22 protein-coding genes are annotated in these 19,312 nt (G+C 41.9%); 15 read left to right on the top strand and 7 right to left on the bottom strand.

Features of this window, described 5'->3' with window-relative positions; all coding sequences use genetic code 11:
* Positions 1-101: 101 nt before the first annotated feature.
* Positions 102-995 carry a DMT family transporter gene (locus L2672_RS05565; protein ID WP_248994845.1) on the top strand — a complete coding sequence of 298 codons (894 nt, stop codon included), beginning with the start codon at positions 102-104 and terminating at the stop codon, positions 993-995.
* On the opposite strand, the gene L2672_RS05560 is transcribed toward L2672_RS05565, so the two are convergent.
* Together L2672_RS05560 and L2672_RS05555 are read right to left on the bottom strand one after the other, a co-directional pair.
* Positions 992-2,371, bottom strand: a complete 1,380-nt coding sequence (locus tag L2672_RS05560; protein WP_248994844.1) for an NAD(P)/FAD-dependent oxidoreductase — start codon at positions 2,369-2,371, stop codon at positions 992-994. The two genes, L2672_RS05565 and L2672_RS05560, sit on opposite strands and share 4 nt — an antisense overlap.
* A gap of 39 nt (positions 2,372-2,410) precedes the next feature.
* Positions 2,411-2,962 carry a GNAT family N-acetyltransferase gene (locus L2672_RS05555; protein ID WP_248994843.1) on the bottom strand — a complete coding sequence of 184 codons (552 nt, stop codon included), beginning with the start codon at positions 2,960-2,962 and terminating at the stop codon, positions 2,411-2,413.
* Between the two features lie 151 nt (positions 2,963-3,113).
* Here L2672_RS05555 and L2672_RS05550 point away from each other — a divergent pair, with 151 nt between their 5' ends.
* The 4 genes from L2672_RS05550 to L2672_RS05535 all read left to right on the top strand — a co-directional run bounded on the left by L2672_RS05550 (position 3,114) and on the right by L2672_RS05535 (position 6,838).
* The gene (locus L2672_RS05550) at positions 3,114-3,815 is read left to right on the top strand and encodes a spondin domain-containing protein (protein WP_248994842.1); all 702 of its coding nucleotides are present in this window, start codon (positions 3,114-3,116) and stop codon (positions 3,813-3,815) included.
* Positions 3,816-3,826: 11 nt separating this feature from the next.
* Entirely contained in the window at positions 3,827-4,552 is a 726-nt protein-coding gene (locus L2672_RS05545; protein WP_248994841.1) for a spondin domain-containing protein, read from the top strand.
* Between the two features lie 79 nt (positions 4,553-4,631).
* Positions 4,632-5,363 carry a response regulator transcription factor gene (locus tag L2672_RS05540; protein WP_248994840.1) on the top strand — a complete coding sequence of 244 codons (732 nt, stop codon included), beginning with the start codon at positions 4,632-4,634 and terminating at the stop codon, positions 5,361-5,363.
* Positions 5,363-6,838 carry a sensor histidine kinase gene (locus L2672_RS05535; RefSeq protein ID WP_248994839.1) on the top strand — a complete coding sequence of 492 codons (1,476 nt, stop codon included), beginning with the start codon at positions 5,363-5,365 and terminating at the stop codon, positions 6,836-6,838. Before L2672_RS05540 ends, L2672_RS05535 begins: the two co-directional genes overlap by 1 nt.
* 110 nt (positions 6,839-6,948) lie before the next feature.
* Here L2672_RS05535 and L2672_RS05530 read toward each other — a convergent pair whose 3' ends face one another.
* Positions 6,949-7,167, bottom strand: coding sequence for a hypothetical protein (locus L2672_RS05530; protein WP_248994838.1), 219 nt, complete (start codon positions 7,165-7,167; stop codon positions 6,949-6,951).
* Positions 7,168-7,459: 292 nt separating this feature from the next.
* Positions 7,460-8,524, bottom strand: a complete 1,065-nt coding sequence (gene hemE, locus L2672_RS05525; RefSeq protein ID WP_248994837.1) for a uroporphyrinogen decarboxylase — start codon at positions 8,522-8,524, stop codon at positions 7,460-7,462.
* A gap of 450 nt (positions 8,525-8,974) precedes the next feature.
* Here hemE and rsd point away from each other — a divergent pair, with 450 nt between their 5' ends.
* Positions 8,975-9,442 (top strand): sigma D regulator, encoded by a 468-nt coding sequence (rsd, locus tag L2672_RS05520; protein ID WP_248994836.1) that lies wholly within the window; start codon positions 8,975-8,977, stop codon positions 9,440-9,442.
* A gap of 74 nt (positions 9,443-9,516) precedes the next feature.
* On the opposite strand, the gene L2672_RS05515 is transcribed toward rsd, so the two are convergent.
* The 3 genes from L2672_RS05515 to L2672_RS05505 all read right to left on the bottom strand — a co-directional run bounded on the left by L2672_RS05515 (position 9,517) and on the right by L2672_RS05505 (position 11,572).
* Positions 9,517-10,566, bottom strand: a complete 1,050-nt coding sequence (locus L2672_RS05515) for an MJ1255/VC2487 family glycosyltransferase (protein WP_248994835.1) — start codon at positions 10,564-10,566, stop codon at positions 9,517-9,519.
* Positions 10,567-10,586: 20 nt separating this feature from the next.
* A complete protein-coding gene (locus L2672_RS05510; protein WP_248994834.1) occupies positions 10,587-11,096 on the bottom strand; it encodes a phosphatase PAP2 family protein in 510 nt (169 codons plus the stop codon).
* A gap of 215 nt (positions 11,097-11,311) precedes the next feature.
* Entirely contained in the window at positions 11,312-11,572 is a 261-nt protein-coding gene (locus tag L2672_RS05505) for a uroporphyrinogen decarboxylase (protein WP_248994833.1), read from the bottom strand.
* A gap of 362 nt (positions 11,573-11,934) precedes the next feature.
* Here L2672_RS05505 and rraA point away from each other — a divergent pair, with 362 nt between their 5' ends.
* The 9 genes from rraA to L2672_RS05460 all read left to right on the top strand — a co-directional run bounded on the left by rraA (position 11,935) and on the right by L2672_RS05460 (position 19,308).
* A complete protein-coding gene (gene rraA, locus L2672_RS05500) occupies positions 11,935-12,420 on the top strand; it encodes a ribonuclease E activity regulator RraA (protein ID WP_248994832.1) in 486 nt (161 codons plus the stop codon).
* 156 nt (positions 12,421-12,576) lie between these two features.
* Positions 12,577-13,626, top strand: coding sequence for a formimidoylglutamase (locus L2672_RS05495; RefSeq protein ID WP_248994831.1), 1,050 nt, complete (start codon positions 12,577-12,579; stop codon positions 13,624-13,626).
* Positions 13,627-14,080: 454 nt separating this feature from the next.
* The gene (ubiE, locus tag L2672_RS05490) at positions 14,081-14,836 is read left to right on the top strand and encodes a bifunctional demethylmenaquinone methyltransferase/2-methoxy-6-polyprenyl-1,4-benzoquinol methylase UbiE (protein WP_248994830.1); all 756 of its coding nucleotides are present in this window, start codon (positions 14,081-14,083) and stop codon (positions 14,834-14,836) included.
* Positions 14,836-15,456, top strand: a complete 621-nt coding sequence (locus L2672_RS05485; RefSeq protein ID WP_248994829.1) for a ubiquinone biosynthesis accessory factor UbiJ — start codon at positions 14,836-14,838, stop codon at positions 15,454-15,456. Before ubiE ends, L2672_RS05485 begins: the two co-directional genes overlap by 1 nt.
* Positions 15,453-17,102, top strand: a complete 1,650-nt coding sequence (gene ubiB / locus L2672_RS05480) for a ubiquinone biosynthesis regulatory protein kinase UbiB (RefSeq protein WP_248994828.1) — start codon at positions 15,453-15,455, stop codon at positions 17,100-17,102. The genes L2672_RS05485 and ubiB overlap by 4 nt, the downstream gene beginning before the upstream one ends.
* A 106-nt stretch (positions 17,103-17,208) precedes the next feature.
* Positions 17,209-17,439, top strand: coding sequence for a Sec-independent protein translocase subunit TatA (gene tatA, locus L2672_RS05475; protein WP_248994827.1), 231 nt, complete (start codon positions 17,209-17,211; stop codon positions 17,437-17,439).
* Positions 17,440-17,445: 6 nt separating this feature from the next.
* Positions 17,446-17,853: a Sec-independent protein translocase protein TatB gene (gene tatB, locus L2672_RS05470; protein WP_248994826.1), complete on the top strand. Its 408-nt coding sequence runs from the start codon at positions 17,446-17,448 to the stop codon at positions 17,851-17,853.
* Positions 17,854-17,856: 3 nt separating this feature from the next.
* Positions 17,857-18,615: a twin-arginine translocase subunit TatC gene (tatC, locus tag L2672_RS05465; protein WP_248994825.1), complete on the top strand. Its 759-nt coding sequence runs from the start codon at positions 17,857-17,859 to the stop codon at positions 18,613-18,615.
* 129 nt (positions 18,616-18,744) lie between these two features.
* Entirely contained in the window at positions 18,745-19,308 is a 564-nt protein-coding gene (locus L2672_RS05460) for a hypothetical protein (protein WP_248994824.1), read from the top strand.
* The last annotated feature ends 4 nt before the right edge of the window (positions 19,309-19,312 follow it).

Below are 19,312 nucleotides of genomic sequence, written 5' to 3'. Positions count from 1 at the left end.
CCCCTTATTCAACTTTTATATTGATACAATAGCCATAACGAATCCTAGCTGGGTTCGTTATGTCTTTTGCCATTTTCTTTGGCCGCTACTGGAAATTTTTAATGAATATATTATTAGCCATGATACCGGCGTTTTTTTGGGGCACGACTTATGCTGTGACTCAATTTACCTTGCCAGATTGGCCGCCGTTATTACTAGGGGCGTTACGCGCATTACCCGCTGGACTAATTTTATTAATCCTCAAACCCACTGTGCCCGCTAAACAAGACTGGCCAATTATGGGTGCAATAGGCTTAATCAACATTGGGGTGTTTTTCAGCTTAATTTTTGTTATGGCATTAACATTGCCTTCAGCAATATCTGGCGTTGGCATGATATCGGTTCCGGTTTTTGCCATGTTATATCATTGGGTTGTAAGTAAGGTTAAGCCTAAAAAAATACAGGCGCTAAGTGGTGCAATATTAATATTATTGTCTTGGTTACTATTCGACCCCAGTGCAATCAGTTTAAACCCGATGGGATTAGCGGCAATGTTCGGCGCTATTATGTGCATTATTGTTGGCAGCACCTTGGTGAAAGGGATTGGCAATCGGATTCATTGGTGGTCAGTGCTGACATGGCAATTAATTATTGGCGGAGGGTTATTAACAGTTGCGGCTGCAGTACAAATGCTAATAACCCCTGAGCCATATTGGCAAGCGTTTGAGCAATTCAGCCAAACCAATATGCTAGGTTTAGTGTGGATTATTGTATTAAACACCGCAGTAGGTTACGGCATGTATGTGTGGTTATTGCAAAAAATGTCGGTGGTTGATTTCACCTTTGGCGGCATTGCCAACCCTATTGCAGGTATTGTGTCAGGCTTAGTATTGATGAGTGAAAGCTTTAGCTTTTATCAATATAGCTTAATGTTCGGTATGATTTTTATGTCATTGTTACCCAACTTCTTCACCCGATATAAACAACGGCAAAATTCACCAGCAGATACCCCTTAACCGAATCGGTCTTTTAGCCAGCCATAATGATAGTAACCCCATTGCCCTATTCGCTTCACTTGCCCAAAAGGCAGTATGCTTGAAGGGTGCGAGGGTAATGGCTGGCGATATAAAGGCAAGTTTGGCAAGGTTTCACCGGCAATAGCCTGCGCTAATCGATAAGCCGCTTGGCTACTAAAAGAAACGCCCGCACCACAATAACCTAACGAGTACCCCAAGCCATTTTGACAATAAACATGGGGCATGTCGTCAAAGGCCGCTGCAATCCAGCCGGTCCAATTAAACTGCACTTTTTTATTTGCTAATATTGGAAAGCATTTATCTAAGGCTAATTTAAGACGCTGGCCATAAATGGGCTGATGGGCATCTTTACCCCACACAGCGCCACGACCGCCAAATAGCAAACGGTTATCTGGCAACAGCCGATAATAATACTTCAAAATACGGGTATCCATGGTCACTTGCGTTGTGTGAATACCAGCAATGTGTAACTCTTCAGCAGTTAACGGTTCGGTGACGATTACATTGCTTAAAATAGGTAAGTACTTGTTATCTGTGGCCGCATGAAAGCGTTTCGGCGTATAAGCATTACCCGCCATAATCACCTTATTAGCAAGCAATTCTCCTTGGTCAGTTATCAAGCGATGTTGATTATTTTCTTGCTGCCAATCAATCACACAAGATTGCTCGCTCAAGGTCACCCCTTGTTGCAGCACCATGTCTTTGTAGCCTAGCAATAGTTTAAGCGGATTAACGCCAAAACCATCATTAAGCCGTAAAGCGCCATAAGCCTGATGATGATTTAAATACTCGGCTCGAAATGTATCAGCATCAATAAACTCAGCTTGAAATGCCCTAGAGTCAGATGCGCCATTGTTGCTCCCCTCAAGTAATTTATGCTGAATATAATCTGCAGCGGCTTGAAGTTGTTGCAGTGCTTTAGGGTTATGCGCCACTTTTAAGTAGCCTTTTTGTTGTGGCTCACATTGAATATTATGTTGTTGTATAAGCTGTTCGACCCGAGCCACCGCTTGGCTAAACTCAGCATATATGCCCTTTGCTGTGTTTAAATCCCAACGTTTTTCCATCTCGGCATAACCTAAACGCCCAGAGCCTTTCAACACAAAACCGGCATTACGAGCACTGGCACCAAAGCCCACTTGATTGGCTTCTAGTACATGGCAGTCAATATGATATTGACTGGCAAGATAATAGGCAGTCAATAAGCCAGTATAACCCGCGCCAATAATAGCCACATCGGTATGCTGGCGACCTTTTAATGGCGGTAAGGCATGACCAAGCTTAACGGTGCTTGCCCAATAACTCTCACAAAAAGGTTGTTTTGCGGGCGTTGAATTTACCAGAGGGTCATACATGATTCAGCCTTTTAGTTATGACGCAAAATAAGTGAAAAATTAAAATACCAATAACATTTCACAGGCCACACAGTGACAATCATTACCACATAGCACACAAACATACTGTGGCCCCATGTAACGTTGATGCCAGCGTTGAGGGTGTTGCTTTATTAATTTACCACCCGCCTTGGTAAAATATCTCACCGCAGCATTGTTCGGACTTTGTTGCCATAAATGACTCACTCCAGCCTTAGCCCCTTGCTTGATCACCGCATCTATAGACGCTTGTAATAATTGCCCACCCAGCCCCTTACCTCTAGCATGTTCAGCAATGGTATTTGACTTGAAATAGCATACCTCGCTTGCATCAACTCCCCACTCATCAAGGGTGCACCATTGATCTGGTTGCCAATTTCCAGCGGCATACGTCAGCCTAAAGCCTATTAGCTGATCATTTTCAATAATGACAAAATTTGCATTAATACCCTGCTTAATTCCTTTGTGATAAATGGCTTCTAATTCAGCCATATCCATATAACCTTGGCCATGAACTTGCTCACCCAAGGTTAAAACATCTAAAAAGTGCTCTGCAGTCAATTCTTTTATCATATTGTTTATTCTTATATTTTTATTAATTATTAATGCTTAACTCGGTAAATATTGCCGCCAATCACGATGTTATACTTTCGTGATAATTTGGCGATAAGCCAGTGATATCCGTTTGCAATACTGAGCTCATTCAAACAAAAGGAGCTCGGTTATGAAAAGATCAATTATTAGCATCAGTTTATTAGCAGCAGGATTGTTTAGTGTATCAACACAAGCAGCCAACATTGAAGTCAGCGTTACAAATCTTACCCACGGAAATCATTTTACCCCCATTTTAATTGCCACACACGACGGTGATAGCCAATTATTTAACGTCGGTGAAAAAGCGACCCCCGCTTTACAAAAAATGGCTGAAGGTGGGGAAATAGCTGACCTTAATACAGCCGTTACCGGTGCTGGCGGAATGACCATAATGAACCCCGCCAAAGGACTACTTGCCGCAGGTCACACTGCTGACTCAGACATGCTGGATACCGGAGACAACAATTACTTATCTATAGTCGCCATGGTATTACCCACCAATGATGCCTTTATCGGATTAGACAGCTGGATGATTCCCTCTGAAGCAGGCCGCTATACCGTGTACATCAACGCGTATGATGCTGGCACCGAGGCTAATGATGAAATTATTAACGGTGGCGGAATGCCAGGGGTTGCCGGTATTCCTTTTGCACCAAGCGATGATGGTGGTGAAAATGCCAACGGAGTAATGGATGGTTCGCAAAATATGCACGTGCACATCCATCCCGGCGTATTAGGGGATACCGACCCTGCTGGCGGAGCCAGTGACTTAGATAGCCGTATTCATCGCTGGCTAAACCCTGTTGCCAAAGTTGTGGTAACCGTAAAATAAGGAGGTAGCTCATGAAACGCACTGACTTAACATTTAAGCCCAGCTTAGTTGCCATCGTTTTAGCCACCACCCTGCTGTCAGCCTGTGGTGATGACAATGATAATATGCCACCAGTAGAGTCCACTCCGCCTGCGGCAGTAATGCAAACCTTTACCGTTACGGTAACTAATTTAACGGCTAACCAACCCTTATCTCCCGTTTTCTTAGCGGCTCATAACGCTGAAACTTACTTATGGAAAGTAGGACAACCAGCTAGCGTTGCCATTGAGATGATAGCTGAAGGCGGTGACGCGTCAGGTTTAGAGGCATTAGAAAACTTAACCGCAAGTGTAACAGGAACAAACCCCATTTTGCCGGGAATGAGCGAAACATTAACGCTATCGGTTGAAGAATCAGCTGTAGCCAACATTAGCTTAGCATCAATGTTAGGCAATACTAATGACGGATTTACCGGTGTGAATAGCTACAACATTGCCGGTATGGAAGTTGACGCACCAATCATGATGAGAAGAATGGCTTATGATGCTGGCACCGAGGTTAACTCTGAAGCAAAAGGGACAATTCCTGGCCCTGCTGATGAAGGAGAAGGGTTTAACGAACAACGAGATGACATTAACTTTGTGCACGGTCACCCTGGTGTAATAAGCCAATATGATGGCCTTGCTGACTCTGTATTAATGCCCTCACATCGATTTGATAACCCTGTGGTTGCCATAAAAATTGTTCGTACAGAATAAAATTTAATCAATTTGAAATTTTATCACCTCAATTCAGGTCTTTTGCAAAGAACACAAGGATCTGTTTTGAGGAATATGTATGAACAGTTCGGCCAAACACCATACACACACAAGCCCACAACACATATTATTGGTTGAGGATGAACAAGATTTAGCCAAACTAATTATGCTGAATTTGACAGCCCTTAATTATCAAGTGAGTCACGCAACAACCCTTAAACAAGCAAATCAAATTATTGACTTTCACAAAGTCGATTTGATTTTAATGGACAGAATGTTGCCCGATGGAGACGGCATTATGCTTTGCCAACAACTCAGACAAGCGCAAAAAGAAATGCCCATCATGTTGCTTACTGCCAAAGACACTGAAGCCGATGTGGTGCTTGGTTTAGAGTCTGGCGCAGACGATTACCTTGTAAAGCCTTTCAGCGTATTAGAGCTCAGAGCCAGAGTAAAAGCACAATTAAGACGAGGTTTGGTTGAACATGAACATCATCAACAAATTGATTATGATGGTGTCAGTATTAATGCCAGCACCCGCCAAGTTACCGCCTTTAACAACCCCCTTGAGTTAACCGCACGCGAGTTCGATTTATTATTATTTTTAGCCAAACATCCGCAACAAGTTTTTAGTCGACTACAACTGCTAGAAGCCGTATGGGGCTATAACTACAGCGGTTATGAGCACACTGTAAACAGCCATATCAATCGTTTACGAGGAAAGCTTTCTCGTTGTAGTGAACACGACCTAGTAAAAACCGTTTGGGGTGTCGGGTATAAATTTGCTCCACCAGAGGCGCATGCCCACTAATGACCCGTTTATTTACAAGGCTATTTTTAGTCGCAAGCGCCATTGTGTTGATGTTATTTATTGCACTATGGCAATGGTTGCAACTGAACCATGAATTTAGCCGTAATCAAGTTCAGCAGTCTTTACATAAAGAACTAGCTGAACACATGGCGCACATTAACCCTTTATTATCACAAGGGGTCACTTCTGATGCCGCGCTCAAAGAAGCTTTTCATGACTTCATGCTATTAGGGCCAAGCTTTGAAATATACACGCTTGACCCTGAAGGAAATGTGATTGCTTATGATGCAAAAGAAGAAAAAATAAAAAAGCATCGAGTAGACATTAATAATATTGAGCAATTTCTTAACGGCCAAAACTTACCGATTTTAGGCACAGACCCACGCTCAACTGATGTCAAAAAAATATTTTCTGTCAGCCAATTAATCACTGCAAACGGGCTTCATAGTGGATATTTATATGTGATTATAGGCGGCGAGGATTATGACAGTTGGCAAGCGTTAATCAATGCCGAAAATCGCCCCAAAATTTGGGGAGTCACCATAGGTTATTGGATTATTTTCGCGTTGATACTATTAATGCTGTTGCTACACTATTTCACTCGTCCAATTCAAAAATTGGTTAATGATTTACAACACTTAAAAAAGCAGCCACTTGGTCATCAATTAAGGTTACCAAAACGCTATAGAGGCAGCTTAGAGATCAACCAATTAAGTGAACATATCAACCAATTGTTAGTCGAAATACAGCAACAACAAAAACAGGTAAAACAGCAGCAACAAGCCAAGCAAGATTTTTTACTGCACTTGTCGCACGATCTAAAAACACCACTAACCGCGTTATTAGGCTATATAGATACTTGGTTGATTTTACCTAAAGAGCAACGTGATGCTGCGCTAATTCAATACGCTGCAAACTCAGGGCAAACTTTACAGCAGTTACTGGCACAATTGTTAGAATTAGCGGCGCTTGAAAATGGTCAAATAGAAGCACAGGTTAAGCAAGTAGACTTAAATGAATTATTAGCTCAAGTAAGGCAAACTTTCACCCCCAGAGCAGAAAGCTTAAATGTGAGCCTTAAGCTAGAAAACCCCAACAACCAAGTTATTTTAACCGACCCACAATTGATGCGCCGAGTATTAAATAATTTGGTTGATAACGCCCTACGTTACACCCCAAGTGGCGGCACTATTTCTATTTATACCCAGCTAAAACAAGGGCAACTATGGCTTACGGTTGAAGACACTGGCGCCGGAATGCATCAACATGAAGTAGAAGCATTAACCCAGCTATCCCTAAACCAAGGTGAGTCAAAACCGGTCTATGTTAAATACGACAATGACAATTCGCTGCCCCAATTAGGCGTCGGCCTCGCCATTGTCAGGCAACTACTCACACTCTTGAGATGCCCAATTAATATTAACAGCACACCCGGTGAAGGCAGCCAGTTTATGATTGAAATAGCCCCACAATAAGAAGTTCAACAGCCCCCCCATACAACAAAGCCATCTAAATTAGATGGCTTAGTGTTATATGGGTAATACCTTATGCAATACCTGCAAAAGTATCACTCAAACGCTAGTTGTTATGCGTTCGCAATTGATTGGTAAAGCGCTTTAATTTTGTGGAAAAATAAACTCGCAACACCGGCGGCTAAACTGCCCCACATTAATAAAACGGCTGCAACGGTAACAAACTGACCCATGTAGTAATCAGCATTAGCAACATAAATATAATGAGTACCAGGAAGCAACGCAGCGAAGATAGCAAAGAACACTAAGGCAACAATAATTTGAATTTTCATAATTAACTCTCTTTAGGCTAAAGCTGCTAGATGTGGCTTCCATCCCATCAGTAAACAAAGCTAGTCAGCTAAACAATATTTTAATTTCAGGCTGGAGAAATTATCAAATTAACCAACATAAGAGTTTTGCAAAGATCACAAATTAGAATATAAACTTTTGAGTTTGTGACAAAGGCCACTAATACAATAAAAACAGCTATTTATTAACCGTCATCACTCACTTGTTGGCCATAAAAAAAGACGAGCAAGGCTCGTCTTTTCTGGCATCATCACAATGCATTAGCTTGCACTATTACTTATGATATTTAGCCGATAACTCATGTACTGAGTTAATGAAAGCCCCTGCATGTTCAGGGTTAACATGTTGGTGAATACCGTGGCCTAAGTTAAATACATGACCAGTACCTTCACCATAAGAAGCTAAGATTTGATCTACTTCTTGGTGGATACGCTCAGGAGAAGCGTAAAGTACAGATGGGTCCATGTTGCCTTGCAGCGCCACTTTTTCACCAACACGACGACGAGCATCGCCAATATCAACGGTCCAATCTAAGCCTAAAGCATCACAACCGGTTTCAGCCATTGCTTCTAACCATAAACCGCCACCTTTAGTGAATAAGGTAACCGGTACAGTGCGGCCATCGGCATGACGAGTTAAACCGTCAACAATTTTTTGCATGTAACGTAATGAGAATTCACGGTAGGCGTGATGTGATAATGCACCGCCCCAAGAATCGAAAATCATTAACGACTGCGCGCCATTGGCAACTTGTGCATTTAAGTACAAGGTCACTGAATCAGCCAGTTTGTCTAACAATAGGTGCAATGTTGCTGGCTCTTCGTAAGCCATTTTTTTGATTTTCTCAAACGCTTTGCTTGAACCACCTTCAACCATGTAAGTGGCAAGAGTCCAAGGCGAACCAGAAAAGCCAATTAACGGTACTTCGCCTTTTAGTTCACGACGAATAGTGCTTACTGCGCGCATTACATAACCCAGTTCCATTTCTGGATCTGGTACTGCAAGTTTTTTAATCGCGTCAATGGTATCGGTTGGACGCTCAAAACGCGGACCTTCACCCGTTTCGAAATACAGACATAAACCCATCGCATCGGGTACGGTTAAAATGTCAGAAAAAAGAATTGCAGCATCTAAGTCGTAACGACGTAATGGCTGTAATGTCACTTCACATGCTAAGTCTTGGTTTTTACACAAAGACATAAAATCACCAGCTTCAGCACGTGTTGCCTTATATTCAGGAAGGTAACGTCCCGCTTGACGCATCATCCATACAGGAGTTCTGTCTACAGGTTGTTTTAATAAAGCACGTAAATAACGATCATTCTTTAGTTCTGCCATAGGGGCTATATTCCTAGATTGTTATGAATTTTTGCAGGTCGGTAGTTTAGCACTTACGCGATTAATGTAACTAATTATGGGGAATTTATGTGAGCTAATCCTAATATCTGTTTTCAATAATGTGAAAAAAGCCTAACGATTGATTACAAAAGCAACAACACATTCATCGATGGCACATTATGAAGATAAATAGTTGCACCAATGGTGTGCGTTTGATATAAAAAGCATGCGCTAGCAAGAACAATCAAGAAGCTTGATTAATCGAGCCCTTACTATGCTTAATTCACCCAGTGATAGTTACCTATCGCTGGGTTTTTTATTGCCCCATAAAACCAGTGTCGGTTGAATCTGGTCTATCCTTTCGCAAAAAATAATAAAAACAGTTGATCAACTCAGTCGTTGTCAAATACAGTAGTTGTTACGATAAAGTTGCAAGCTAGGTACATAGTCATGCTTACAAAACTAGAAAAGGCAGAACAACGCTGGGGCGGTGCCAATAAATTAATTGACCAATGGTTAACCCACCGCAGAAACCTACTCATTAAATACTTTGCAATTGCAGGGCTTGCACCCACTTCGACCTCGAATAATAGCCTACCTGATACCAACCAAATTAAAGACTTTTGTCAGCAATTAGTGGATTACGTTTCTGAAGGTCATTTTGAAGTTTACGATAAAGTGGTCAGCGAATGTGGCACCCATGGTGAAGCCAGCCGAGAAACTGCGCAAAAGTTATTACCCATGATCAGCGAAAGCACCGATACGGCATTAGACTTCAATGATAAATATACCGAGTCAACCGACGATAAAGTTTTATATCAATTAGATACTGATCTGGCCAAACTAGCGCAAGCGATGGAAAGTCGATTTGAATATGAAGATCAACTACTTGAAGTGCTTCACAGTAAACACTCTTAATGAAGTAAGCATTGCAATATTGTCAAAGTCAGGCTAATTAGCCTGACTTTTTTATTGGCTTAACAATATTGAGTTTACTGTCGCTTTTGCCAGTTATCAGGCAGTTCCACCTGCGACCATAACTCATCACATAACAACTGAGGTTGCTGCCAATCTCCCGCTTTAATCCAATCAACTAATGCATTTCCCACCTTAGGATACTGAATAGGCTTTGGCGACGGGGCTTTTAACCATCGAGACACTTTCACTGGATCTAATACTTGCATGCTATCTGCCGCAGCTAATAATTCTAATGCAGCCACATTAGAAGCTTGCTCAAATTGGCCAAGTAAGGGTTTGACTAGTAATTTTTTACCCAATGACATCGCTTCACTGGCTAATTCAAATCCTGCATTGCCAATTACCCCACCACACTGAGCAAGATGTTGCTTAAAACCTTCATGGCTAAAACCAAACCATTTGATATGTTCCGCTAAAGGCTTAATGGGTTTCACACTGTGATAAACAAAGAATTGGTAATCCGAAAACGGTGTTAAAAATCGCGCAATTTCATCGGCACTTTCAAAGGGTAAGTACACTAAAATTTGCTGGGAATATTGTGCCGTAGAGCATGGCACCTCGACAAATGGCGGTAAAATAGGAAACCCAAAATGATGCCAGTGACAACCTAATGTAATGTCCGTTGGGGCAAAATGATTAATAATCACCTCATCTATCCAATTTCCACCTTGTTTGGGCACTGGATATTGTAAAGCGGCCTGATGGCTAATGGATATCGATTTCACTCCTTGTTGCTTAGCTGCCCATGCCGTCACCGGCTCAAAGTCATTAATCACTAAATCGTAACCTTTAACCTCTAACTCGCTGACTTCATTGAAAATCGATCGACTCAATGATTTTTGCGCTGTTTTGAGTAAATTAACTCGACCACGTTCAGTGACAAATGAGAGCCCCTTACACTGCTGGTAATCACCAAAATCTTCCATATCAAAATACTGTTCTGCTGGCCGGCCACTGAATAAAAAATCAACCTTTAAACCACTTTGCTTCAACGCCTTAGCCATCACTCTTGCTCGACTAATATGACCATTGCCAGTTCCTTGTACACCGTACAGAATTCTCATACTACCAACCCTTATAATGGTTAAATAATGCGTTCAACTAACACCATTGAGCCAATCCCTAGCCCCATTCCAGCCGAAATATCCAACGGATAATGTACCCCTAATGCAATGCGAGATAAGCCCACCGTGAATGCCCACAAATACGTCACTGGGGCAAGTACAGGAAAACAACTATGAACAACACAGGCAAAGATAAATGCCCCTGCGGTATGACCAGACGGTAAACTAAATTTATCAGAGGGTTCGAAATGTCGGTTAAATCCCACGAGTGCAAAACAAGGCCTTTGACGGCGAATGGCATTTTTTAACAATAGATACAACGGCAGTTCGATGACAAAACCCAGCAATAATAAATTAAAAAAATGCTGACCTTGGTGATTTAGAAACAACAGCGCCACGGATAAATACACATAAAAGTGCCCATCACCAGTTGCTGATACCTTTAATGCTGCCGTTGATAAATCTTGCTTGCGGGTAAAATCCACAATGGCATAAAACAGGTATTGATCTGCTTTGGTTATTAAGTTCATTGCCACTCCTACTAACAGAATTCCTATAATGGCAATTTAACCAATACCAATGACTGTAAAGTGACAGATAATCGAAGAATTTATGACACAAACAACGTAATAACCTTCACTGTACGAAATCACTTTAGCAAGGAAACAATGGCAAATACTTGAAGAAACAAAAAAGAGGATACCAATGGCATCCTCTATTTAGGTATTACGGCTGACAGAAAATATTAACTTACTGCTTCAGCAACTGGAGTCTCGGCATTTTTACTGCGATAAATTTTCACTAAATGATAAATATTAATCCCAGCAACAAAGGCATTCATACCTGCAACCGGCCAGGCATCAATGGCATAACCGTAAGCAGCAAACAAAGCACAACCGACAAAGTTTAACCATCTCAGTAAAATGATGTCTTTCATCATTAATGAAATAGCGACCATAACAGATGCAACATAACCCAAAATTTCAATCATATTAATACTTTCCATAAGAACCTCTTCTTCAGGCTCTCTGCCATCCGTCAGCGTTATGAGGGATCCGTGCCTCTAAAGCAAATAAAACAACTATTCAGCTAGCGACATTACAACTGCTTAGTTAAATATAGATGACACAGTAAACGGACGAACGTTTGTGGAATCATCGACCACTAAATGCTATTAAACGGCCATTGTTCTCAAAAATAAATACTGTGTTTTATACATTGTATTATCATTTATACTTGATTTGCAACAATGACGTGACGAATAACGCTTTTAATTTCTTAAAAACCCCATATAATTCATTTAACTTTGCTTTATTAGCAATTTAACCTGTTCAATCAGCTCGCTTTGGCAGCCACTAGGAGTTTTCTATGGAATACAACACCTCAGAACTATGCGACATGTATATCGATGTGGTCGACGTTGTCGAACCTATGTTCAGTAATTATGGTGGCTGCAGCTCATTTGGAGGCTCAATCAGCACCGTAAAATGTTTTGAAGACAACGGTTTGATTACAGAAGTACTGCAAGACGACGGAGAAGGAAAGGTATTGCTAGTTGACGGCGGTGGTTCATTACGTCGCGCATTAGTCGATGCCAGCATAGCGGAGCTTGCGGTAGCCAATAACTGGGAAGGTATTATTGTTTATGGCACAGTGCGTGACGTTGATGCACTAGAAGAACTGGATATTGGTATTCAAGCTATTGCTTCAATTCCCGTGGGTGCAGACGGCAACAGTGTGGGCGAATTAGAAATTCCAGTAAATTTTGGTGGGGTTACCTTCTTACCAGGCGACCATATTTATGCGGATAACACTGGGGTGATTTTATCACCTGAACCATTAGATATTGACTAAATGCTCAATCACTAATGTTACTAATCGTCATAAAAAGCTGCTCACTCTAGCTTGTTAAAATACTTGCTAACAGCGTTAGATTTTTGATTGTAGAATAAATTAAAAGCCAGCCATGCTGGCTTTTTTTGTCTTTAATGTCAGTTAACGAGATTTAAAATGTTTACTCAATTACAACAGGCTGAGTTAAAAAACCTATTACATTGCCGCCAAGGTGAAACCAAAATTGGTGAAAAAGTCTCCCTTTTACCCGCTAACACTACCGATAGTGAATCATTATGCTCGGCGCTAAAACAGGCTGCGCTGCGCGGGGCTAAGTTTGCCATTGTAGGTATTAGTGAAGACATTGGTCCGCGGGCAAACTTAGGCAGAGGAGGTGCTAACGATGCTTTTAATAGTGCCATCAGTCAATTTATTAACTTACAGTCGAACCGATTCTTATCCGGTGAGCAAATTATTATTCTTGGTCAAATCACATTAGAACAATGCCTTAAAACGGTTAATGAAGCGAGTTCTCTTACCGCATTACGCCAAGCCACTGCACAGTTAGACGAGCAGGTTATTGAGGTTATTAGCCACATATTTGCAGCAGGATTAGAGCCCATTGTTATTGGTGGAGGACACAATAACGCCTATGGTTTGCTGACCGCAGCAAAACAAGTATTTAATCAGCCACTTGCAGGCATAAATCTTGACCCTCACAGTGATTTCAGGCCCCGAGAAGGACGCCATAGCGGCAACGGATTTAGCTATGCTGCAGCCAATGGCGCGTTAAGTCATTACCATATTCTTGGGTTACATGAGCTTAAAAACAGTGAAGCCACCTTAGAGCAACTTAGCTTATTTGGTGCTAGCTGGCATAGTTTGCAACAAATCTGGATACGTAGAGAACTCAGCTTAACCCAAGCCCTTGAACAAATTTGCCCGATGTTAAATAACACGGGGTTACCCGTCGCATTAGAGCTAGATGTTGACGCCATTAGTAAAATGCCCAGTAGCGCCTCCACCTTCGCCGGTATCCCCTTGTTAGATGCGTGCCACTATATTTATACGGTTGCCAAACAATGCCAATGTGCCTACCTGCACATTGCTGAAGCAGCTCCTCAGTGTCATGAAGCAGGAGTAGAGGCAGGCCAAAGAGATGTAGGGCAAGCAGTAAGTGAACTTATTTATAGCTACCTGCAGGGCAGACTCCCCAGTTTATCCTGAGTTATCACCTGAGCAGACGAATCAGGCTCAACACGGTAGCTTTTTACTGAAGATTTATGCTCTAATGCGGGGCAAAATTAGCCACAAAATGGCTAAGTATCAAGTCAGTGATTAGAGATGATCAAAATGCCATTACTTTCGTATTTAACCTGAGTTGCGAATAAGAGATTAGCTAATATACTGATTCATTTAGTTTTTACTTTAAAATACATTTCTAGAGAGGTATTTTTGCTTAGAACAAGGCAAATTTGTGCGTCAATAGCTAGCCTATTGCAAACAAATTTAACGCAGTTATCAGTAAAAATAGGCTCTAGAAAGCAAGTTATTATGCGCAGCTCAGGTTATTTAATTTAAGCATTTGATTGTTATCACACTCTGCTATATCAGAGATGTTGCAATTAGCAGTAATAGCATAAACTGACCGTTATTTTACGCACATTATAGGAATATACCCATGTCTGAGGGCGATCAAAAAAACACCCACTTTGGTTACAAAACCGTTGAAGCTGAGAAAAAAGCGGATCTAGTGGCGGATGTATTTCATTCTGTTGCAGCAAAATACGACATCATGAACGATGTGATGTCTTTTGGTATTCACCGTCTTTGGAAGCGCCATACTATTGAAGTGGCCGCAGCACGCCCGGGGATGAAAGTACTTGATCTAGCAGGTGGTACCGGTGACTTAACCGCTAAATTCTCTCGCTTAGTGGGCGATACTGGCCAAGTGGTTTTAGCAGACATTAACGACTCAATGCTAAAAGTTGGCAGAACAAAACTGCGTGATAAAGGCATTGTTAGCAACGTTAACTATGTACAAGCCAATGCTGAAGCCTTACCTTTCCCTGATAACCACTTCGACATTATTACCATTGCATTTGGTTTACGTAACGTAACCGACAAAGATGCTGCACTACGTTCAATGCAGCGCGTGCTAAAACCAGGTGGCAAGTTATTAGTGTTAGAGTTTTCAAAGCCACAGCATGAAGTCATGCGTAAAGTGTACGACATGTACAGCTTCAAAGTATTACCTAAAATGGGCGCATTAATTACCCAAGATGCTGACAGCTATGAATACTTAGCCGAGTCAATTCGTATGCACCCTGACCAAGACACCTTGAAGCAAATGATGGTTGACGCTGGCTTTGAGCAAGTGGATTACACCAACATGACCGATGGCGTTGTGGCACTGCACCGAGGCTTCAAATTCTAATGACAGTCAACCATTTTGCTTTGTTAACCTGTGCAGCCATTGAAACAGGATTAACTAAACTGCCCGCCTCTGCCCAGCAAGAGTACGCACGTTTAAAAAACTTACACGGCAAAGTGTTTTGCATTGAATTAAGCCAATTGTCTTGGCCAATATACTTAATATTTGCCAAACAAATTCAGGTGATGAGCCGCTTTGAAGGTGACACCCATGTTACCGTTAAAGCGGATGCCTCAACCCTTTATCAATTAAAGGAAGGGGCGAACCTTACAGAGCTGATCAAACAAGATAAACTTAGTATTGAAGGTGATTTGCAATTATTGCAGACCTTTAGCCACTTTATGCAACATATAGAGTTTGACCTTGAAGAACCTCTGTCTCGTTATATTGGTGATGGTTTAACCCATAAAGTGGTCTCAACATCTCAGCTATTGGGCCAAGAGCTTAGCACAGTGTTTAATAAAACCTTGTCGCACCTTAGCCAATTAACCACTGAAGAGTATCGATTAGCGCCCCATAAGATCGAATATATTCATTTTCGTGATAATCTAGAGCAACTTGTTACGCAAACCGACCAGATCGAACAGCGTATAGCCCAATTAAGAGACACTTTGACGTCATGACAATAGCGAGTATCAAGCGTGGTTACCATGTCATTAAAACCGTTCTGCATTTCGGCCTTGATGACCTTATCTTAAAAAACAAATCGCCATGGTACTTCAAACTGATCCGAGCCAGCTTCTTTTGGCTGCGTAATCGCCATAAAGACAAAGGGCCAGCTGAGCGTTTAAAGCTTGCCATGCAAGAGCTGGGGCCAGTGTATATTAAGCTTGGTCAAATGCTGTCAACTCGCCGCGACTTACTTGACGATGAATGGGCATATCAGTTAGCTATGCTACAAGATAGAGTCCCTCCATTTGACTCAGCCCTAGCCCGCAGCGCGATTGAAGCTGAGCTTGGCGCAAGTATTGAAACCTATTTTGATCACTTTGATGATACGCCGCTAGCCAGTGCGTCTATTTCTCAAGTCCATACGGCTACCTTAAAATCTAACGGTAAAGAAGTTGTTCTTAAGGTATTAAGACCCAACGTAGAGGGGATGATCAATGCCGACTTAGCGTTAATGGTGCAAGCGGCTAATTTGCTAGAAAAACTGCTTGGTGAAGGCAACAGGCTTCGCCCAGCTGAGGTGATTGATGATTACCGCACCACCATTTTAGGCGAATTAAACCTAAAACTTGAGGCATTAAATGCCATTAAGCTGCGTAACAATTTCTTAGATTCTGATGCTTTGTATGTGCCGTATATTTATGAAGAACACAGCTACCAGCGCTTAATGGTTATGGAGCGCATTTACGGCATTCCGGTCTCCGATACCGAGCAACTTCGCGCCCAAGGCACTAACTTTAAATTACTGGCTGAAAGAGGCGTAGAGCTGTTTTTCACCCAGGTATTTAGAGACAACTTTTTTCATGCTGACATGCACCCCGGTAATATTTTCATCAGCACTGAAAACCCTGACAACCCTCACTATATTGGCCTAGATTGCGGCATTATGGGCACCCTCACCGAGGTCGATAAACGCTATCTTGCGGAAAACTTTTTAGCGTTTTTCAATCGCGACTATCACCGTATTGCGCAACTCTATATTGAGTCTGGCTGGGTATCTGAAAACACCGACGTATTGGCATTTGAACAAGCCGTGAAAGTAGTCTGCGAGCCTATGTTTAATAAACCTCTCGATGAAATCTCGTTTGGCCATGTTTTACTAGAGCTTTTCAGAACCGCACGTCGATTTGATATTGTGGTGCAGCCTCAGTTGGTGTTACTTGAAAAAACCTTGCTCTACATTGAAGGGCTGGGACGTCAACTTTATCCACAATTAGACTTATGGCAAACCGCAAAACCATTTTTAGAAAATTGGATGTCAGAGCAAGTTGGCCCTAAAGCCATGTTGAAAAAGGCTAAAACTAACGCTCCTTATTGGGCAGATATGCTGCCCGAGTTACCAGAGTTAATTTACGACAACTTAAAAGTGGGTCGAAAACTGCTGGGTACGCAACAGCAAATGCTAGATAAATACTTGCGCTATCAACAAAAATCACACAAAAGTAACTATTTACTTATCACTTCCGCCGTATTGTTGATCTGTGGCACAATATTAATTAATCAAAACGATACACTATGGCCCGCTTATATCAGTATCGCCTCAGGGGTAATACTGTGGATAGCTGGATGGAGATCTAGGCCAAAAAATCGTAAATTTTAGCTAGCACTAATTTATTAGAGGTTCATAATACATTTCAATAACCGACTCAATGGTTGTGTCGATTTATGAACCAAAACACCATTATCTATTGAAAAGAGGAAATCTCATGGGCGGCATCAGTATTTGGCAGCTTTTAATTATCGCACTTATCGTAGTTTTATTATTCGGAACGAAAAAACTTCGTTCATTAGGTGGTGATTTAGGTGGTGCTGTAAAAGGCTTTAAAAATGCCATGGCATCTGAAGATGAGAAAAAATCATTAGAAGATACCACTGCAAGCGCAACCAAACAGGCTGAAGAAAAAAAGCCAGAGTCTAAGGACAAAGAACAGGCGTAATTTATTATGTTTGACGGTATCGGATTCATGGAGCTTCTGCTCATAGGTATTCTGGGGCTAGTGGTATTAGGGCCAGAACGTTTACCTGTAGCAGTTCGCTCAATTTCCGGGTGGATCCGTGCGATTAAACGCATGGCAAACTCAGTAAAAGATGAACTTGAGCAAGAGCTAAAAATCGAGCAGCTACACGCCGACTTGAAAAAAGCAGAAAGCAAAGGTTTGTCTAATTTGTCACCTGAACTACAACAGTCTATTGATGAGTTAAAAACTGCTGCTCAGTCGGTCAACCGCCCTTATCAGGTAGAAGACGTTAACCCGACTCAGTCACCTGCCCCTGCGGCAGAAAAAGCATCTGATAACCCACAAGCATCATCAACAGACACTAGCAACTCTAGTCCAAAATCAAACGGATAATTCATGTCGCAGCAGCAACCGCTAATTAGTCATTTGCTTGAATTACGTAACAAATTACTTAAAGCAATTGGCAGTGTTTTATTAGTATTTATTGCCACAGTTTACTGGGCAAATGATATCTACCACTATGTCGCATTGCCTCTAATGCAGTCATTACCTGAAACAGGTAGCATGATTGCAACTGACGTTGCTGCACCATTTTTTGCGCCATTTAAATTAACCTTAGTGTTGTCATTTTTTGTGGCCATTCCCTACGTGTTATTTCAAATTTGGTCCTTTGTGGCACCTGGTTTGTATAAACATGAAAAACGCTTAATAGTGCCCTTATTAGCCAGCAGTACTTTATTGTTTTATTTAGGTATTGCCTTCGCTTACTACGTTGTATTCCCTGTGGTGTTTGGTTTCTTTACCAGCGTCGCCCCTGATGGAGTGCAAGTGGCAACCGATATCAGTAGTTATCTGAGCTTTATTTTAAAGCTGTTCTTCGCCTTCGGCTTAGCCTTTGAAATCCCCGTTGCGGTTGTATTACTTTGCTGGGCAGGTGTCACTACCCCTGCTGAGCTACGCCAAAAGCGCCCTTACATCGTGGTCGGTGCATTTGTTATTGGCATGCTGCTTACTCCTCCTGATATTATTTCACAAACCATGTTAGCGATTCCTATGCTGCTGTTGTTTGAGGGTGGGTTATTAGCTGCTAAAATGTATACGCCAAAAGAAGACGAACAAGAATCAGAAAACGAACACCCTGAATCGGGAAGCTAATCACCCCATAAAAACACTAATGATTAGTTAACCGGAACCATCTATAGGGACTTAATGATAACTGGATAACCCTGTGGCCTAAGCCTATAGAGGTTGTCCAGATTTCAGTTTATAAAACAAGGAAAAATCATGCGCTTAACTTGGATTGCCGCCGCAATTATTGCAGTAACAGGCACTGCACACGCCAACTCAGGTCTTGAACAGCAACTTTCACTCTGTGCGGTTAAAACAGATAAACTCGACCGCCTTATGTGCTTTGATGACCTAGCAGCCAAAGTGGCTCATGCCAACAAAAATAACACTGCCGTCCCAGTAACGCTTCCTGCAGTTGTGGCTAAAACACCTGCAGCCACTAAAGTGCCCCCAGCCCCAGCAAGCGCGACGGCCCCAGCCAATGTGGTAACTGAGCAAGTTGCTCCAGTTGCGAATACTGCAGCGGCTTTTGGGTTAACACAAAAAACAGCGGTAGATGAAATCGACAAGCTGTATTTTGAAGTAGCAAAGGTCAACAAAGATCCCTACGGCGCATTAGTCATTACCTTGACCAATGGCCAAGTATGGAAGCAAAATGAAACTAAGCGCTTCAAGCTGAGCAAAGGACAAACTATTTTCATTGAAAAAGGGGCGTTCAGTTCATTTTTACTCGGCAGCGATGATCGTAATTCAACCACTCGAGTTAAACGCATAAAGTAATCTA

Origin of the sequence: Shewanella gaetbuli, assembly GCF_023284065.1 — a bacterium.
GTDB classification, from domain to species: Bacteria; Pseudomonadota; Gammaproteobacteria; order Enterobacterales; family Shewanellaceae; genus Shewanella; species Shewanella gaetbuli.
This window is presented reverse-complemented; position numbering and strand designations above follow the sequence as displayed.

What these genes read in the sequence shown, in the direction of transcription:
- L2672_RS05495 (WP_248994831.1), top strand. Translation starts at nt 12,577, where the DNA reads ATGTTTACTCAATTACAACAGGCTGAGTTAAAAAACCTATTACATTGC.
- tatA (WP_248994827.1), top strand. Translation starts at nt 17,209, where the DNA reads ATGGGCGGCATCAGTATTTGGCAGCTTTTAATTATCGCACTTATCGTA.
- L2672_RS05510 (WP_248994834.1), bottom strand. Translation starts at nt 11,096, where the DNA reads ATGAACTTAATAACCAAAGCAGATCAATACCTGTTTTATGCCATTGTG.
- rraA (WP_248994832.1), top strand. Translation starts at nt 11,935, where the DNA reads ATGGAATACAACACCTCAGAACTATGCGACATGTATATCGATGTGGTC.
- L2672_RS05560 (WP_248994844.1), bottom strand. Translation starts at nt 2,371, where the DNA reads ATGTATGACCCTCTGGTAAATTCAACGCCCGCAAAACAACCTTTTTGT.
- L2672_RS05460 (WP_248994824.1), top strand. Translation starts at nt 18,745, where the DNA reads ATGCGCTTAACTTGGATTGCCGCCGCAATTATTGCAGTAACAGGCACT.
- L2672_RS05515 (WP_248994835.1), bottom strand. Translation starts at nt 10,566, where the DNA reads ATGAGAATTCTGTACGGTGTACAAGGAACTGGCAATGGTCATATTAGT.
- tatC (WP_248994825.1), top strand. Translation starts at nt 17,857, where the DNA reads ATGTCGCAGCAGCAACCGCTAATTAGTCATTTGCTTGAATTACGTAAC.
- L2672_RS05505 (WP_248994833.1), bottom strand. Translation starts at nt 11,572, where the DNA reads ATGGAAAGTATTAATATGATTGAAATTTTGGGTTATGTTGCATCTGTT.
- tatB (WP_248994826.1), top strand. Translation starts at nt 17,446, where the DNA reads ATGTTTGACGGTATCGGATTCATGGAGCTTCTGCTCATAGGTATTCTG.
- L2672_RS05485 (WP_248994829.1), top strand. Translation starts at nt 14,836, where the DNA reads ATGACAGTCAACCATTTTGCTTTGTTAACCTGTGCAGCCATTGAAACA.
- L2672_RS05545 (WP_248994841.1), top strand. Translation starts at nt 3,827, where the DNA reads ATGAAACGCACTGACTTAACATTTAAGCCCAGCTTAGTTGCCATCGTT.
- L2672_RS05530 (WP_248994838.1), bottom strand. Translation starts at nt 7,167, where the DNA reads ATGAAAATTCAAATTATTGTTGCCTTAGTGTTCTTTGCTATCTTCGCT.
- hemE (WP_248994837.1), bottom strand. Translation starts at nt 8,524, where the DNA reads ATGGCAGAACTAAAGAATGATCGTTATTTACGTGCTTTATTAAAACAA.
- ubiE (WP_248994830.1), top strand. Translation starts at nt 14,081, where the DNA reads ATGTCTGAGGGCGATCAAAAAAACACCCACTTTGGTTACAAAACCGTT.
- L2672_RS05555 (WP_248994843.1), bottom strand. Translation starts at nt 2,962, where the DNA reads ATGATAAAAGAATTGACTGCAGAGCACTTTTTAGATGTTTTAACCTTG.
- L2672_RS05540 (WP_248994840.1), top strand. Translation starts at nt 4,632, where the DNA reads ATGAACAGTTCGGCCAAACACCATACACACACAAGCCCACAACACATA.
- L2672_RS05565 (WP_248994845.1), top strand. Translation starts at nt 102, where the DNA reads ATGAATATATTATTAGCCATGATACCGGCGTTTTTTTGGGGCACGACT.
- rsd (WP_248994836.1), top strand. Translation starts at nt 8,975, where the DNA reads ATGCTTACAAAACTAGAAAAGGCAGAACAACGCTGGGGCGGTGCCAAT.
- L2672_RS05535 (WP_248994839.1), top strand. Translation starts at nt 5,363, where the DNA reads ATGACCCGTTTATTTACAAGGCTATTTTTAGTCGCAAGCGCCATTGTG.
- ubiB (WP_248994828.1), top strand. Translation starts at nt 15,453, where the DNA reads ATGACAATAGCGAGTATCAAGCGTGGTTACCATGTCATTAAAACCGTT.
- L2672_RS05550 (WP_248994842.1), top strand. Translation starts at nt 3,114, where the DNA reads ATGAAAAGATCAATTATTAGCATCAGTTTATTAGCAGCAGGATTGTTT.